General features: G+C 61.2%; 13 protein-coding genes. 8 read left to right on the top strand and 5 right to left on the bottom strand.

Annotation, left to right across the window (positions count from 1 at the left end; all coding sequences use genetic code 11):
* Window positions 1-674: hypothetical protein (locus tag PMI15_RS19550; protein ID WP_007873442.1), on the top strand; the 674-nt coding region annotated here is incomplete at its 5' end.
* Between the two features lie 39 nt (window positions 675-713).
* On the opposite strand, the gene PMI15_RS19545 is transcribed toward PMI15_RS19550, so the two are convergent.
* Window positions 714-1,403: a C40 family peptidase gene (locus PMI15_RS19545; RefSeq protein ID WP_007873441.1), complete on the bottom strand. Its 690-nt coding sequence runs from the start codon at window positions 1,401-1,403 to the stop codon at window positions 714-716.
* A 225-nt stretch (window positions 1,404-1,628) separates the two neighbouring features.
* Between PMI15_RS19545 and PMI15_RS19540 the strand changes: the two genes are divergently transcribed.
* Window positions 1,629-2,801: a PQQ-dependent sugar dehydrogenase gene (locus PMI15_RS19540; RefSeq protein WP_007873439.1), complete on the top strand. Its 1,173-nt coding sequence runs from the start codon at window positions 1,629-1,631 to the stop codon at window positions 2,799-2,801.
* Between the two features lie 6 nt (window positions 2,802-2,807).
* On the opposite strand, the gene PMI15_RS19535 is transcribed toward PMI15_RS19540, so the two are convergent.
* The 3 genes from PMI15_RS19535 to PMI15_RS19525 are packed head-to-tail and all read right to left on the bottom strand — an operon-like array spanning window position 2,808 to window position 4,398.
* Complete coding sequence (locus PMI15_RS19535) at window positions 2,808-3,290, bottom strand: RidA family protein (RefSeq protein WP_007873437.1); 483 nt, start codon at window positions 3,288-3,290, stop codon at window positions 2,808-2,810.
* A 52-nt stretch (window positions 3,291-3,342) separates the two neighbouring features.
* Complete coding sequence (locus PMI15_RS19530; protein ID WP_007873435.1) at window positions 3,343-3,978, bottom strand: LysE family translocator; 636 nt, start codon at window positions 3,976-3,978, stop codon at window positions 3,343-3,345.
* 51 nt (window positions 3,979-4,029) lie between these two features.
* Window positions 4,030-4,398 (bottom strand): hypothetical protein, encoded by a 369-nt coding sequence (locus PMI15_RS19525; RefSeq protein ID WP_007873433.1) that lies wholly within the window; start codon window positions 4,396-4,398, stop codon window positions 4,030-4,032.
* A 190-nt stretch (window positions 4,399-4,588) separates the two neighbouring features.
* Between PMI15_RS19525 and PMI15_RS19520 the strand changes: the two genes are divergently transcribed.
* The gene (locus tag PMI15_RS19520) at window positions 4,589-6,070 is read left to right on the top strand and encodes a PLP-dependent aminotransferase family protein (RefSeq protein WP_007873425.1); all 1,482 of its coding nucleotides are present in this window, start codon (window positions 4,589-4,591) and stop codon (window positions 6,068-6,070) included.
* 9 nt (window positions 6,071-6,079) lie between these two features.
* On the opposite strand, the gene PMI15_RS19515 is transcribed toward PMI15_RS19520, so the two are convergent.
* Window positions 6,080-6,730 carry a LysE family transporter gene (locus PMI15_RS19515; protein WP_007873421.1) on the bottom strand — a complete coding sequence of 217 codons (651 nt, stop codon included), beginning with the start codon at window positions 6,728-6,730 and terminating at the stop codon, window positions 6,080-6,082.
* Between the two features lie 285 nt (window positions 6,731-7,015).
* On the opposite strand from PMI15_RS19515, the gene PMI15_RS19510 reads away from it, so the two are divergent.
* From PMI15_RS19510 to PMI15_RS19490, 5 genes are all read left to right on the top strand, one after another.
* Window positions 7,016-10,813: an RHS repeat domain-containing protein gene (locus PMI15_RS19510; RefSeq protein ID WP_007873420.1), complete on the top strand. Its 3,798-nt coding sequence runs from the start codon at window positions 7,016-7,018 to the stop codon at window positions 10,811-10,813.
* A gap of 11 nt (window positions 10,814-10,824) precedes the next feature.
* On the top strand, window positions 10,825-11,061 hold the full coding sequence (locus tag PMI15_RS19505; protein WP_036840165.1) for a hypothetical protein: 237 nt from the start codon (window positions 10,825-10,827) through the stop codon (window positions 11,059-11,061).
* 261 nt (window positions 11,062-11,322) lie between these two features.
* Window positions 11,323-11,751 (top strand): type II secretion system major pseudopilin GspG, encoded by a 429-nt coding sequence (gene gspG, locus PMI15_RS19500; RefSeq protein WP_007873419.1) that lies wholly within the window; start codon window positions 11,323-11,325, stop codon window positions 11,749-11,751.
* A gap of 170 nt (window positions 11,752-11,921) precedes the next feature.
* Window positions 11,922-12,917, top strand: coding sequence for an acyltransferase (locus PMI15_RS19495; protein ID WP_007873418.1), 996 nt, complete (start codon window positions 11,922-11,924; stop codon window positions 12,915-12,917).
* A 256-nt stretch (window positions 12,918-13,173) separates the two neighbouring features.
* On the top strand, window positions 13,174-15,766 hold a 2,593-nt coding region (locus PMI15_RS19490; RefSeq protein WP_238541158.1), incomplete at its 3' end, for an FG-GAP-like repeat-containing protein.

Genomic DNA, 15,766 nt, shown 5'->3' with positions numbered 1-15,766 from the left:
CCACCACCAGCCAGGGCAATGTGCAGATCAGCAGCAGCACCGGCGACATCAGCGGCAGCATCAGCGGCAGCAATGTGGTTGTGCAGGCGCAGGGTGACATTAGCGCCACCACCACCAGCCAGGGCAATGTGCAGGTCAGCAGCAGCACCGGCGACATCAGCGGCAACATCAGCGGCAACAATGTGGTCGTGCAGGCGCCGCAGGGCGACGTGAACGTGGTGGTGGTGGCCTCAGGCTCCGCCTCGCTGGCCGGCGACTCGGTGGTGGCCAATGTCGTGGCGCCCGTCGTGGCGGTGGCCGCCGTCGGCGAGGCCCAGGTGACGGGCTCGTCTTCCCAGGTCACGGTGACCGCGGCCAGCGGGAGCGTCAGCGGCAATTTCGGGCAGGTGACGAATTCGGGCGGCGGCCTGGTCAACGTCAACGGCAAGCCCCAGGGCAACCAGCAGCTGTCCTCCAACGCCGAAAACAACCGCGTGATCCCGTCCGGCAGCAACCTGGCCGAAGGCGCCCCGGCCGAGCAGCCCGTGCTTCAGCTGGCCCAGGCCGCCGGCCTGGTGGCTGACACCGAGGTGCGCACGGTCCGGAGTTCACCTTCCGGCGCCGGCCAGGCCATAGACAACGGCCAGGCGGTGGAACTCGACATGTCGCCGAAAAACGAACGGGAGAAGGAATAAGGGCAAGAAAGCCCCGTTAATGGGCGAAAAAAAACCGGCTCAGCGCCGGTATTGTTCCTGTACTTGCTGCGTCTGCAAGCTGGCGGTGAGGGGCGAGGCCGCAGTTTGCGCGGCCTGGATTTCGGGGGCACGGGCTGCCGCTGCCTGGGAACCTGGCAGGGTCGCCGTGCGATCGGTTTCCGGCGGGGGGGTGCCGGTTGGCTGCACGCGGCGGGCGCCGTCAAAGCGGCGCTGCCAGTAGCTCACGCCCATGCTTTCGACGCGCACTTCGGCGCCGGGTTTGGGGGAGTGGATGAATTTACCGTCGCCGACGTAAATGCCGACATGGCTGAAAGCGCGCCGCATTGTGTTGAAAAACACGAGGTCGCCGGGCTGCAGCTCGTTTTTCTCGATGCGCTGGGTGGCCGCGGCCTGTTGCTCGGCCCGGCGCGGCAGCAGCAGGCCGACGCTTTGTTCGTAGATGGCGCGCACAAAGCCGCTGCAGTCAAAACCGGTTTCCACCGTATTGCCGCCGCGTTTGTAAGGAACCCCCAGGAAACCCATGGCATTGACCACGAGTTCGGACGCCTTGTTGCTGACGCTTTGGCGGACCTGGCCGATTTGCGTGAGCAGGCCTTTGTCGGCCAGCAGCTTGTCCATGTCATCGCTGGAGTTGCCCGGTGCCGCATGCACGCCGGTTGCCAGCAAAGCGGCAGAGGCAATGACGAGGGCAGGGGCAATTTTTCGCATGGCGCCTAGGATACTTGACAGATCTGTCCTACGTCAACCTCAAGTGGCTTCTTGATAAGCTTTACAAACCCTTGATTTGTAACGAGTTTATCTACGGAAAAACCCCTTTTGACGCTTCAGGTCCTACGTTTGCATATGAAAAGGGCGCATTGGCGACCTGCCAAGGGTCCGCTGCCATGGCCCGCACCGCGGCTACCGGGCCTGCATTAATTTAAGAAGTGAAATATGCAGTTTTTCAAGGTCACATATACAAAGTTCGCTCTTGTTTTGATAGCGATTTTTGCATCCGGCACGCCTGCCCAAGCCCAGGCCGTTCGTCCGGAAACCGTGGCCGGCGGCCTGGAAAATCCCTGGGGCCTGGCTTTTTTGCCGGGAGGCCGTTTTCTGGTGACCGAGCGCCCGGGCCGGCTGCGCGTCATCTCGGCTGACGGCAGGCTGGGGCCACCCGTGGCCGGGCTGCCGGAGGTAGCCGCCGGCGGGCAGGGCGGCCTGCTGGACCTCATCACCGACAGCGACTTTGCCCGCAACCGAACGGTCTTTTTCTGCTTTTCCGAACCCGGCCCCGGGGGCCGCGGCAACAGCACGGCCCTGGCGCGGGCGAGCCTGAGCAGCGACGAGGGCCGGCTGGAAAACCTCAAGATCATCTTCAGCCAGAAGCCCAAAGTGGCCAGCAGCGCGCACTTCGGTTGCCGCATCGTTGAAAGCCGGGCCGGCCCGGGCGGGGCCGCCGACGGCAAGCTCTTCCTCACGCTGGGCGAGCGCTTTTCGCGCAAGGAAGACGCCCAGGCCCTGGACAACCACCACGGCAAGATCGTGCGCATCAACAAAGACGGCACGGTGCCGCCAGACAACCCCTTTGTGGGCAAAGCCGGTGCCCTGCCGGAGATATGGAGCTACGGCCACCGCAATGCCCAGGGCGCGACGCTGGCACCCGACGGTAGCTTCTGGATGCATGAGCACGGACCGCAAGGCGGTGACGAAATCAACCTGCCCAGGGCCGGTGCCAACTACGGCTGGCCCGTCATCACCTATGGCGAGAACTACGGCGGCGGCAAGATAGGCGAGGGCATCACCGAAAAAGCCGGCATGCAGCAGCCCCTGCATTACTGGGTGCCGTCCATCGCGCCTTCGGGCATGGCCTTTCTGACCAGCGAACGTTACGGCAGGGCCTGGCAGGGCAACCTGTTTGTCGGCTCGCTCAAGTTCGGCTACCTGGACCGCATTGAGCTGTCGGCGCCTTTTACGGCACCTTTTACCGGCAAGGTGCTGCGCGAAAGCAAGCTGCTCACCGAACTCGGCGAGCGCATACGCGACGTGCGCCAGGGCCCGGACGGCCTGCTGTATGTGCTGACCGACAACAGCAAGGGCAAGCTGGTGCGCCTGCTGCCGGGGAGTTGACGCCGGTTATTCGGGCGTGACGGCGGCGATCAGGTCCAGCTCAACCGCCGCGTTCTTGGGCAGTTGCGCCACGCCCACCGAAGTGCGCGTGTGCGTGCCGGCTGCGCCCAGCACCGCATGCAGCAGCTCCGACGCGGCATCGGCTACCTCGCTTTGCTGGCTGAAGTCGGCCGCGGACTGCGTGTAGACCGTGACGCGCAGGATTTGCTGGATACGGTCCAGGCTGCCCAGGCTTTGCCGCAGCAGCACCAGCGCGCGCATGGCGCAGACCCTGGCGGCCAGCTGGGCCTGGACCAGCGAAACGTCGGCACCGACGCGGCCGGTGACCACCACGGTGCTGCCCACGCGCGGCACCTGGCCGCTGACGTAGACCACATCGCCGTGCCGGACGGTGGACACGTAGTTGCCGCCTATCTTGAGCTCACCCTCAAAGCTGTAGCCGAGGGCGGTTTCCTGGGCGGCAAAACGGGCATCGCGTGAATCTTCCATGGGAGGCGCTTTCTGAGGGTAGTTATATAGAGAGGGGGGAATTCAGGGGGGCTTAGCTGGGGCTTTTGAGCCGCAGCAGGCTCAGCCCCAGCAGGCCGAAGGCGCCGCCGCAGATGCGGTTGAACACCCGGGCCCGGCGCGGCGTGCCGAACCAGCGGTGCGTGTGGCGCGCCAGCAGCACGTAAACCATGTGCGAGCTCAGCACGCAGGCCGCAAACGCGCTGGTCAGCGCCATGAACTGCGGCAGCACCGGCGCTTCGGGATGGATGAACTGGGGAAACAGCGCGGTGAAAAACAAGATGCTTTTCGGGTTGGTCAGCGCCACCAGCAGGCCCTGGCGGAACAGCGCGGCATTGCTTTTGCCGGGCTGCGACTGTTCCGGCAGGGGCGCGTCGAACATCGAGGTCTTGCTGGTCCACTGGCGCCAGCCGAGGTAGACCAGGTAGACCGCGCCCACGGCTTTGAGCACCGCGAACAGCCAGGCCGAGGTGTGCAGCAGGGTACCCAGGCCCGCCATCGCCGCGGCCGAGACCGAGAACACGCCCAGCACATTGCCGCCCGAACTCCACAGCGTCTTGCGCGGCCCCCAGGCCACGGCATTGGAAACCGCCAGCAAAATACCCGGCCCGGGGCTGAGCGCGGTGACGAGTGAAATGGTGATGAACAAAAGCCAGGCGGAAGTGGTCATGGGTGTGGGTCAGGAGTGAAGGGAACGAAGATCGAATTTAGCGCGGCGGCCTCAAACCGGCTGGGCGCTGCGGTATCGCCCGCGCGCGGACTGGGTGATTCCCGACAGCCGGCCCAACCATTTTTGGGCCGCCGCCGCCAGCCTTTGCGGCAGCGGCACGCGGGCCGGCTGGCTCACAAGGCAGGCCGCGCCACCGTGCTGGGCGGTGACCGTGATCCAGCCATCCTCGGCTACGGCATGCGACTGCCCGGGCTCCAGTGCCGCGGCGTCGCGAAATACCTGCTCGCCCAGCCAGCGCGGCGCGCCCGTCACCAGCAAGGTGCCCGAGGTGCTGATCAGCGCGCTGCCGGCCTTGCTGTGGAAAAACAGGGATTCACCGGCGTCTAGCTCGAGGTGGCGAAGGGCGGGGCGGTGCTGCATGGCGGCTCCAATCAGGGGTGGTCGGTCGGGGAGGGCATGGCTGCAAGATTAAGGAAGGCGCCCCATTCCCGACAGATGCACACAAGCCCTTTCTGTATCGGTACAGAAAGCTTTTTCTCTATCTGTTATGGTCTGGTTTTGCCCCATCTGTGGCTGTGTCGCCGCAGTCCCTTCACGGATCATTCAGCCCATGGACGTGTTACCCCTGGCCCAAACCCCCGCGCAAGCTCCTTCGCAGCCGCTTTACCTGCGGCTTTCCAGTCATTACCGGCAGGCCATACAGTCCGGCGTGCTGTTGCCCGGTGAGCGCATGCCTTCGGTCAGGGCGCTGACGCGGCTGCACCAGGTCAGCCTGTCGACCGCGGTGGAGGCCTGCCACACGCTGGAGGACGAAGGCCTGCTCGAGGCACGGCCGCGATCCGGCTACTTTGTGCTCAAGCGCCGGCGCACCGACCTGCAGCCGCCCAGCGAGCCCGAGTCCGGCCGCAAGCTGGACCCGGCCCAGTACGTCGGCGTCCACGACCGCGTCTCAGACTTTGTCGCCAAATGCGATGTCTACCCGCTGGTCACCAACCTCGCGGGCACTTACGGCTCGCCCGCGATGTACCCTGCCGAGGCGTTGAAAAACGCCGCCACGCGGACATTGCGAAAGCATCCCTTTTTGCTGGTGAGCGCGCCCGACTTCCTGCACGATTCGCCGCTCAACGCCGTACTGGCCAAGCGGGCACTGGAAGCCGGCATGCAGCTCTCGCCCGAGGACATCCTGGTCACCCACGGCTGCATAGAGTCGCTCAATATCGCCCTGCGCGCGGTGGCGCAGCCCGGCGACACCGTCGCGGTGGAGTCGCCCACCTACCACGGCCTGCTGCAAATCCTTGAAAGCCTGGGGCTGCGCGCGCTGGAAATCCCCACCAGCCCGCAACAGGGCATTTCCGTCGAGGCGCTGGACCTGGCCCTGCGCACGCACGACAGGATTCGCGCCGTGGTGGTCATGCCCAATTTCCACAACCCGCTGGGCAGCGTCATGCCCGATGCCGAAAAAGAAAAGCTGGTGCGGCTGTGCGAGCGCCAGCAGGTCGCGCTGATCGAGGACGACACCTACGGCGCCCTGGGCCCCGACGACATTCCCCTCAAGGCCGCCAAGGCCTGGGACCGTGACGGCTCGGTGATTTACTGCGCCTCGCTGCGCAAGACCCTGGCGCCCGGCCTTCGCCTGGGCTGGGTCGCCGGCGGCCGCTGGCAGGCGCGCATCCAGATGATCAAGTATGCGCAAAGCCGTGCCAATGAAGTCCTGGCCCAGTACACCGTGGCCGAGTTCATGGCCTCCAGCGCCTACGACCGCCACATGGCCAGGCTGCGCCGCATGCTCAACGTCCAGCGCGAGCAGATGGCCGAGGCCATTGCCGCCCACTTTCCGGCCGGCACGCGGCTGTCGGTGCCCAGGGGCAGCATGATGCTGTGGGTGGAACTGCCGGCAGGCATCTCGGCGCAGGCCGTCTTCGACACCGCCATACGCCAGGGCATACGCGTCGCGCCGGGTTCGATGTTTTCCAACTCCAACCGCTTCGATAACTTTTTGCGCATCAGCTGCGGCGAGCCCTTTTCCAGCCAGGTCGACGAGGCGCTGCGAAAGCTGGCAGCGATTGTTTCGGTCCAGGCCCCAAAGGCTTGACGTGAGAGCCTAATGCGCCGCCGCGTGGCTGCGCTTCACGAAGAACAGGCCCGCGCCCACCGCCATCAGCATGCCGCCGAACACCCGGTTCTGCAGCCGGATCGCACGCGCATTCCTGAACAGCGTTTGCAGCCGGCTGGCCGCGAAGGCATAACCGTGCATCACCACGGTGTCCACCGCCACCGTGGTCACGGCCATCACCAGCAGCTGAGGCCACAGCGGCCGGCTGGGGCTGATGAACTGCGGCAGCACCGCCACCATAAACAGAATGCCCTTGGGGTTGGTCACATTGGTCAGCAGGCCCGTGAAGAAGCGCCGTTTCGCTGAGAGGCCGCCGGCATCCGCCACGCCGGCCTCGCCGTCCGCCGCGATGCCGTTCGACGAGCGCCACTGCGCCCAGCCGATGTAGATCAGATAGGCCGCGCCCAGGATCTTGACGACGCTGAAAGCCAGCTCCGACGCCACCAGCAGCGAACCCACACCCGCACCCGCCACCAGCAGGATGACCACCAGCCCGATCTGCAACCCGGCAATCGTCGCGCGCGTGCGCCGCATGCCGAAGCTCAGGCCGTGGCTCATGGCCAGCACGGCGCCGGAGCCGGGCGACAGCGCGATCAGGATGGAGGCGAGGAAGTAGGCGGTCCAGGTGTCTAGGGCCATGGTTGAAGAGTGCTGGAATGAAGTAAAGAGAAAGCCGCAAATAGGGTTGTGTCAGGGCTGTGTCGCGAAAGTCAGCCGTCATCGTACACGGGTGAGGCGTCTGTATCTCCGCTCTTTTGGTCGAAGGTCTTCCGGGTTGTGGGCAGCCAATGTCCGTTATTTGGAATTTTTCTGCCCAACATTGTCCAGTCGTGGGCAAACACCTCTGAACTGCTCTGCCCAGGCCTGAATAATCCACGGGCGAATTCCGATCCAGTCAAAAAAGCCAGAGGGCAGGAAGCAATGATGAAACAACAAAGCACCAAGCGTGTTGCAGCCCTGTGGCTGTTGGCCCTGTTGGGCCCGTGGGGCAGCCAGGCGCGAGCCGACACTCAGATCCGAACCGGCAGCTTCGAATACGACGCCCGGGGGCTGTTGATTCGCGAGGTGGTCGAACCCGACAGGCCCAACGACTGCTTGCAGACCAGCCACAGTTACGACACCTTTGGCAATAAGAGCAGCATCACCACCGCCGCCTGCGCGGGCGCCACCGGTTACGCGATCGCCAGCGCTGCGACGCCGCGCACCGCTAGCAACAGCTACGGCGCCGATGGACGCTTCCCCTTAAGCACCAACAACGTTCTGGGCCAAAGTGAAACCAAAACCTACGACGCCCGCTTCGGCGCCACGTCCAGACTTACCGGCCCCAACAGCCTGGCCACCCAGTGGGAGTACGACGGGTTTGGCCGCAAAGCCAAGGAAACCCGCTCCGATGGTACCTACACCACCTGGGCGTACAAGCTGTGCACCGACGCCGGCATCAGCTGCCCCGGCCCCATAGGCGGTGCTGTGATCAAGTGGGTCGCCATCGAACAAAGCTACGCGGGCAATGCGGCAGTCAATGCCCCCGAGAAACGCTCTTACTACGACACCCTGAACCGCGTTGTGCGCAGCCAGACCGCTGGTTTTGACGGCGCAGGCGCCGCCCCAATCCTGGCGCAGGACACCGAATACGACGCTCTGGGCCGTGTCTCCCGCAAGTCCAACCTCTACAAGCTTACCGGCGGCACCGCTCACTGGGCGACATACACCTACGACGTGCTCGGCCGAGTTACCAAAGAAGAGTCGCCCGACCCTGATGCCACCGGCGGGGTGGCCGTCACCACCATCAGCTATAACGGCCTGACCACCGTCACCACCAACAGCAAGGGCCAGACCAAAACCACGACCAAGAACGCCCAAGGTCAGGTCGCCCAGGTCACTGACACCCAGGGCAACACCGTCACCTATACCTACGACGCGCTCGGCCAACTGCGGCAAACCAACGCAGCCGGCTCCATAACGACCATGGCCTACAACCAACGCGGGCAAAAAACCAGCATGGCCGATACCGCCATGGGCGCGTGGGAGTACCGCTACAACGTCTTTGGTGAATTGGTCTGGCAACGCGACAGCCTGGGCCAGAGCGTCACCATGGTGTATGACAGCCTGGGCCGCATGACCCAGCGCACAGAACCCGACCTCGTGAGCCAGTGGAGCTACGACACCAAGTTTGACGGCAGCGCCTGCGGTAAAGGCGTCGGCAAGCTCTGCGAAGCCAAGGCCGACAACGGCTACAAGCGCGTGCATACCTATGACAGCCTGGGCCGCGCAAGCAGCACCTCCACCGTGCTGGACAACCCCGCAACCCCGGCGGTCGTCAGCATCGCCTATGACGCCGTCACCGGCCGCATGGCCAGCAAGACCTGGCCCACCGGCTACCGGGCCAGCTATGTCTACAGCGCCACCGGCTACCTCAAGCAGGTGAACGGCGGCGGCACCAACGGCTTTACCCAGACCGTGAGCTACGAAGTGCTGGCCATGGACGCGCAGGGCCATATCACGCAGTACAAACAGGGCAACCAGGTCACCACCGTCAAGGCCTACAACGAGGCCAATGGCCGGCTCACCGGCCAGACCGTCACCAAGGACGGCCAGGCCACAGGCAACGTGCTCAACCAGAGCTATACCTATGACTCCTTGGGCAACCTCAAGACCCGGGCAGACAACTCATCCGGCGTCGGCACCCAGGAAAGCTTCAGCTATGACAGCCTGAACCGGCTGACCTTGAATACCTTATTGAGCGGGGCGGTCAGCCCCCCGACAACGACTGAGGTCATGTACGACGCGCGCGGCAACATCACTTACAAGAGCGATGTGGGCCGCTACTGGTATGACGGTGCGCGGCCCAACCGGATGACCAATATCACGCTGGAAACGGCGCCCGGTGCGCAGGTTGCGCTCTCCGGCACACGCCAGCTGACATATGCCTTTGACGACTACAAGCCCGGTGCGCAAACCGTCAACAGCATGGCGCTGGGAAACGGAAACCTCTGGTACACGGTCAGCCAGGATGCAGTGAACAACAGGCGAACCGTGCGCTGGGAGAGCTACACCAGTTTCAATATGCCCGCCAGGATCGAGTTTGGTGCTCTAGCCAATGCGACCAACCCCACGGCCACCGCCACCGATAGGAGCCTGACCTTCGTCTACGGCCCCGAGCATCAGCGCATCAAGCAAACAGTCACGGGCGGGCCCAATCCGGGTACGACCTGGTACCTTAATGGCGAGGACAGCCTGGGCTTGTCTTACGAGAAAGAGATCAAGGCCACGGGAATCACCGAGAACAAGCACTATGTGAGCGCTGGTGGGGTGGTGTTTGCGCTGTTCGTCCAGAGAACGGGAGCGCTGGGATCAACCCCTGCGACGGCCACGAGCTACTTCCACCATGATCACCTGGGCAGCGTGACGGCGATCAGCAACGAAACAGGCGCGGTCATCGAGCGTATGGCCTTTGATCCCTGGGGCAAGCGGCGCTTTGTGAACGGCAAGTCGGACACATTGGACGCCATCGCCGGGATTAACACGGACCGCGGCTACACCCTGCATGAGCACCTTGACGAGATGGGGGTGATCCATATGAATGGCCGGGTGTATGACCCGCTGATCGGGCGGTTTATGAGTGCCGATCCGTTCATTCAGGATCCGGCTTTTGCGCAGAGCTACAACCGTTATGCCTATGTGATGAACAACCCACTGGCCTATACCGATCCCAGCGGTTACTTCAGCCTGCGCAGCGTCTTTAAGGTGGTGGTGACTGTCGTCGTGGCGTATTACACCGGCGGCGCCATAAGTGGCGCATTCGCCAGCGCTTCTGGCGGTGCCGCGACCGCGCTTGGCTCCTGGGCGGTTACGGGAACGGGCGCGACGTTCCAGCTAAGTGCGATAGGCTCCGCGTTGGCCGGTGCTGCTGGCGGCTTCGCAGCCGGGGCCGTCAGCTCCGGCGGTACCTTCAAAGGTGCTATGCAGGGGGCTTTGAGTGGAGGCCTGTTTGGCGCCGCTGGCGGAATAGGCCAGGCCGCTTCCGCAGAGCGCTATCTGGCGCACGCGGCTGCTGGCTGCATCGGCCAGGCGGCGAGTGGGGGCAATTGCGGCGCGGGCGCTGCCAGTGCGGTGTTTGGGAAGTTCGCGACGAATACCACTGAGAGTTGGGGATCTGGCGTTGCCCAGGGAACTGCTGTTGCCATTGCAGGTGGAGTGGGCTCTGAGATCGCTGGCGGGAAATTTCGGAATGGTGCTGCTACGGCTGCGTTTGGGTATCTCTTTAATAATCTAATGCATATCACCGGCGGCATGCGAGAACGTACCAATCCTTTTGGTCATAGCGCGCTGGCAGTTGAAGGGGCCGGCATGTTCAGCTATGGAAACAACACGTTGCTTGGCAGTGATCCGCTAGCGTACATCTCCAAGCAAAGTGAACTCCGTGACCAACAAATCACAATCATTCCAACGACCGCTGAGCAAGACGCAGCCGCACTAAGTTACTTCGCCGGGAAACCTGGGAAGAACAGTGTTGGCATCATTGACAATTGCGTGGTCAGAACGAATGAAGCGCTCGGTGCCGCGGGGATTTCAAACAATGCTGCGGCATTTCCTGGGAGTCTTGCACGCGAGACGATGAAAATCCCGGGGGCAGAGACCTATTACATCCCTAAGGGCGGACAAATTCCACAGGCGCTCATTGACACCATCAAACAGCGGTTTGCGCCACCTAACGGTCTATAAATGAGAACTTCATGACTCGCAATCATCGGTATCTTTATCGGCTAAGCCTGGCAACATGGGCTTCGCTTTTGGTTGGGCATCTGTTTTGGTACTTGTACCAAGCATTTGCGGCCTTCCCCATTGACGAGACGTACACGAACGGCATTGGTTTTCAATTACTTGCGTTTGGACTTATGAAGCTACCATTCTGGCTCCTGGCCTTGGTGATGGTGCTTTTGATAGAGTTCTTTTTGTTTGGCCGTCGCTAACTGACCCTGGAAGGGCCATGTCGACTGAGATTGAAGAGGGGAAGGAACAGGGCGGCGAAACGCGCGCATCTCATGCGTGGTATTGGTGATGTATGGGAGATCACTTCGAAGGCCTGAGGCCGATGCAATGCCAAACATTTAAAGGCTCGAAAAAGCGTAAAACCCAAGTCGCTATAACATCGACGGATTTTCCTGCGAAGAAGTTCGAAAAAACTGCGAGTCCGTCAATCAACACGCCATGAAAAAACTTCCATCCTGAAAATGAATCGTACAAAAAACACAGACCGCAAGTCGTATGGTTTTACCTTGCTGGAATTGCTCGTCGTGATGGTCATCATTGGCCTGTTGGCCGCCTATGTCGGCCCGCGTTACTTCGCCCAGATCGGCAAGTCCGAGCAGGGCGCGGCCAAGGCGCAAATTGAAGCCCTCGCCAAAGCCCTGGATACCTATCGGCTGGACACGGGGTCCTACCCCAGTGCCGATAAGGGCTTGAATGCCTTGATGGTCAAACCGGCTGATGAGCCCAAATGGCAGGGCCCATATCTGCAGAAAAGCGTGCCGCTGGATCCCTGGGGGAAGCCCTATGTGTACCGGCCGCCCTCCGCGGGGAGTGATTTTGACCTGCTCTCCTACGGCAAGGATGGGCAGCCCGGTGGCGACGCGGAAAACGCGGATGTGTCGTACCGGTAGCGGCACTCATTCACTTTGCCAAGGCCGTTGTAACGCAGCGTACTAGTCGCCTCTGCTACCGAGTTTTGACAGGTGTGGCGCGCGGTGGCCGTTGGTGCCTCCCAGGTAAATGACCCAGCTTTCCACTCGGTCGACGTAGTAAAGTGTGGCTTCCCAAAATACGGCAATCCATGACCAAATCACAAGTCACCTTTCTTGACCTTATCCGTGGTTTGGCTGCGCAGTTGGTCTTGATCGGGCATGTCACCAGTGTGTCCGGCCATGAACTCAAGGTCACCATTCAGGACCTGGGGGTGGTGCTTTTCTTTTTCCTGTCGGGATTCTTGATCACCACCACGGCGATGAAGAAGGACAGTTTCACGGAATACTTTATCGACAGGTTTTCGCGGATATTCACGGCGTATGCACCCTGCCTGTGCTTCATCCTTGTAGTGGGCCTCGTCCTGGGTCTTGGCGGGCCTACGGACCCGGGTACTTTTTTCGCCAACCTTTTTATGTTGCAGGACTATCCGCTTCATGTGATTGGCCTCAAGCCTTTTGAGCGTCTGGGAACCGGCCAACCGTTGTGGAGTGTTGCAATGGAATGGTGGTTTTACATGGGGTTTGGTGCGCTGTTCTTTATGCGCAAATTGCCGATTTGGTCTTTGCCTTTTATTGCCGTTGGCATTTATGCAACCTCTCTGCAGGCTGTTGGAGGCGTGTTGGCGTTTTTCTGGGGTGTTGGCGCTGTCGCCGCTGTGATGCTGCCGCGCCTTCCCAAGGTCTGGTGGTTTTCCCTGGCGGTGTTCTTTTCCGTGCTCTGCCTGCAAAGGTATCGCCTCGCGACCGGCCAGACACCCGGATTGAGCCAGTTCTATGACCTGCGTCTCGGCCTGCTGATGGCTGCTGCCCTGTTCAGTGGTTTCAAGGCCGTGGAAGGCTGGACTTTGCCGGAGTGGGTGCACCGTGCCAGCGCCGGCCTGGCGAGCTACTCGTTTACCTTGTACCTGACGCACCTCACGGTTTTGGAGGCCTTGCATGGTTTGAACGGTTGGGTCAAAGTGGTCAGTGTTTTTGTGGTTGCCAACCTTGTGGCGATCGCCATGTACTTCGCATTTGAACGCCATCATCGAACGGTTCGCGAATGGATCAAGTCCGTCACCATCGCGAAGGCTGCGAAAGTTTGAGTCTTTGGTCGAGTCTCGCTTTCAGTTTCGGCCTATTTAATTTCGCCCTCCTCTAAATGAAGGAGGAACCCAGCTTACGGCCTGTTAATTCGTCAGGCCATTTCCTCTAATTTAACTTACAGCCAGCAAATTCCCTTCTCAATTGACTGCGGGCGGTCAAACTTACTTTGTTGAGCGCACGCGACTGGGCATAATCCAGCGTCAAAATAAAAAATGTCCGCGATATCGCGCGGCGGAGGGAATCCACTTGAAAACTGTGAACACCGCGTTTGCACGTGCGCTTATGCCTGCCATGCTGCAAATGGCACTCTTGTTATCTGCATGTGCTGCCAACGCCCAGACAAGCATCGTCGCGGGCTTTACGCCCAATCAATTCAGCGTCTCAGAGGGCGGCTCAGCCACTTACCGAATCCCCATTCAAGTCTCGCCCGGCGTCGCCGGGATGGAGCCCAAACTCGAACTGGCTTACAACAGCCAGGGCGGCAACGGCCTGCTCGGTGTGGGCTGGAGTTTGAGCGGGCTCAGTACCATCACCCGGTGTCCCAGAACCATGGCGCAGGACGGCGTGCGAAGTGGTGTCAAGTTCGATATGAACGATCGCTACTGCATGGACGGCCAGCGTTTGATCCTGGTCTCGGGCACGTATGGTGCCGCGGGCAGTGAGTACCGTACCGAGCTCGACAGCTTCAGCAAAATCGTCGCGTCAGGATCCGCAGGCAACGGGGTTGCCTCTTTTACGGTGCAGACCAAGGCCGGCCTGACCATGGAATACGGCAACACCGCCGATTCGCGCGTAGAGGCGCAAGGCAAATCCAGCGTCCGGGTCTGGGCGATCAACAAGATCTCCGACGTCAAGACCAACTTCATGACCTTCAGCTACTACGAGAGTGCAGACAGCAGCGTCCACGCGCTGACCGGCATCAGCTATGGCGGCAACACCGCCGCCGCCGCACCGGTGAAGTTCTCGGTGGCTTTCGAGTACGACACGGCAAGGCTTGACAAGAGCCAAGGCTACATACAGGGAAGCCAGGTCCAGTTGGACCGACGTATGACCGCCATCAAGACCTACGCGAACGCCAGCCTGGTCAAGACCTATTCCATGGAGTACGCATACGGAGCCGCGACCCACAAGTCACATATCGATTCCGTGAAGGAATGCTCCGCGGCCTCTGGTTGCCTGGATCCGATACGGCTGACATGGGCGGACTCGTCCGCGGCACCGGGGACCTTTGCAGGTCAGCAAACCGGCGTGATCGTGCCAGGGACCTGGGGCGCAGTGGGCAACTACCAGAAATATCGCGCTGACCTCAATGGAGACGGTGTGACGGATCTGGTCGCAATCCATATTGGCACCGACGGAGTGTGGGCTTATACGTGGCTGGGGCAGGGGAACGGAACGCTTGGCTCCATGTTGAGCGTCATTGCCATTCCTGACAATTGGGGTGCGGTTGGAAATTACCAAACTCAAATTGTCGACGTCAATGGTGATGGCATTCTCGACATCACCGCCGTTCAAATTGGTCCTGTTGGCGTCTGGGCCTACACGTGGTTGGGCAAGGGGGATGGCACGTTCTTTCCGATGGTGAGCGCTGTTTCCGTCGCAGGCAACTGGGGCACGATAGGAAACTACACGTCGGAAGTTGTAGATGTCAACGGCGACGGCATTGCCGATCTGACGGCTGTTTATATTGGCCCTGATGGGGTGTATGGCTACACCTGGCTTGGCAAAGGTGACGGCACCTTTTTTCCGATGATCAGTTCCGTACTGGTGTCAGGTAATTGGGGGGCGGTGAACCGTTACCAAAAGCAGATCGTCGATATCGATGGCGATGGAATTCCCGACCTGACCGCTGTGCAGATCGGGCCCGACGGTGTGTACGCATATACGTGGTTGGGCAAAGGGGACGGCACATTCCTCGCCATGAACAGTGTGGTGTCGATTTCTGGAAGCTGGGGTGATCTTGGTAATTATCGAAGCCAGTTTGTCGACGTCAATGGCGACGGCATTCCCGATTTGACGGCCGTGCAAATTGGCCCGGTAGGTGTGTGGGCTTATACCTGGATAGGAAAAGGCGATGGCACCTTTCTTCCAATGGTGAGTGCAGCGACGGTGAGCGGAAATTGGGGCGTGATCGGCAACTACCAGAGCCAGATTGCCGATGTGAACGGCGACGGCATTGCCGACCTGACCGCCGTGAACATCGGTCCTTCCGGCGTCTTTGCATACACATGGATGGGTAAAGGCGATGGCACCTTCCTGCCCTGGACCTCTGCGCTCAACATCTATGGCAACTGGGGAACTGTGGGGAACTACAAGAGTGAATTCGTGGATGTCAACGCCGACGGCATTCCCGATATCACGGCGACTTATACCGGTCCCGACGGTGTTTACGCTTATTTTTGGACAAATACCCAAACATCGATATACGACCAGTTGCTGGCCATTAATCAGTCGGGCAAGAACACCACCATCGCCTACCTGCCGCTCACGAAAGCTGCGGTGTACACCAAGGACTCGGCACCGACTGCCGCAGTGTTTCCCAAAATCGACCTGGTATTTCCGCAGTACGTGGTGAGTTCCGTAGCCAGCAGCAATGGCGTAGGCGGCATCATCACCACGCAATACAACTATGGCGGCCTCAAAGCCGAACTCGGCACAGGCCGAGGCATGCTGGGCTTCAGGTGGATGAAATCCCAAAACCTGGCCAACAACATTGAAAGCTACACCGAGTTCAACCAGACTTGGCCCTTCACGGGAAGCGTCGCCAAGAGCGAAACCCGCCTCGCGGGTTCGGGCAACGCCGGCGTGCTCAAACGCACGACCAACAGCTACGCCCAGGGCACAGGCT

Source organism: Polaromonas sp. CF318, from assembly GCF_000282655.1.
Classification (GTDB): Bacteria; Pseudomonadota; Gammaproteobacteria; order Burkholderiales; family Burkholderiaceae_C; genus Polaromonas.
Note: the sequence above shows the minus strand (reverse complement) of the source record. Positions and strands in the feature narration are given on the sequence as shown.

What these genes read in the sequence shown, in the direction of transcription:
- PMI15_RS19530 (WP_007873435.1), bottom strand. Translation starts at nt 3,978, where the DNA reads ATGACCACTTCCGCCTGGCTTTTGTTCATCACCATTTCACTCGTCACC.
- PMI15_RS19515 (WP_007873421.1), bottom strand. Translation starts at nt 6,730, where the DNA reads ATGGCCCTAGACACCTGGACCGCCTACTTCCTCGCCTCCATCCTGATC.
- gspG (WP_007873419.1), top strand. Translation starts at nt 11,323, where the DNA reads ATGAATCGTACAAAAAACACAGACCGCAAGTCGTATGGTTTTACCTTG.
- PMI15_RS19495 (WP_007873418.1), top strand. Translation starts at nt 11,922, where the DNA reads ATGACCAAATCACAAGTCACCTTTCTTGACCTTATCCGTGGTTTGGCT.
- PMI15_RS19545 (WP_007873441.1), bottom strand. Translation starts at nt 1,403, where the DNA reads ATGCGAAAAATTGCCCCTGCCCTCGTCATTGCCTCTGCCGCTTTGCTG.
- PMI15_RS19505 (WP_036840165.1), top strand. Translation starts at nt 10,825, where the DNA reads ATGACTCGCAATCATCGGTATCTTTATCGGCTAAGCCTGGCAACATGG.
- PMI15_RS19525 (WP_007873433.1), bottom strand. Translation starts at nt 4,398, where the DNA reads ATGCAGCACCGCCCCGCCCTTCGCCACCTCGAGCTAGACGCCGGTGAA.
- PMI15_RS19540 (WP_007873439.1), top strand. Translation starts at nt 1,629, where the DNA reads ATGCAGTTTTTCAAGGTCACATATACAAAGTTCGCTCTTGTTTTGATA.
- PMI15_RS19520 (WP_007873425.1), top strand. Translation starts at nt 4,589, where the DNA reads ATGGACGTGTTACCCCTGGCCCAAACCCCCGCGCAAGCTCCTTCGCAG.
- PMI15_RS19535 (WP_007873437.1), bottom strand. Translation starts at nt 3,290, where the DNA reads ATGGAAGATTCACGCGATGCCCGTTTTGCCGCCCAGGAAACCGCCCTC.
- PMI15_RS19510 (WP_007873420.1), top strand. Translation starts at nt 7,016, where the DNA reads ATGAAACAACAAAGCACCAAGCGTGTTGCAGCCCTGTGGCTGTTGGCC.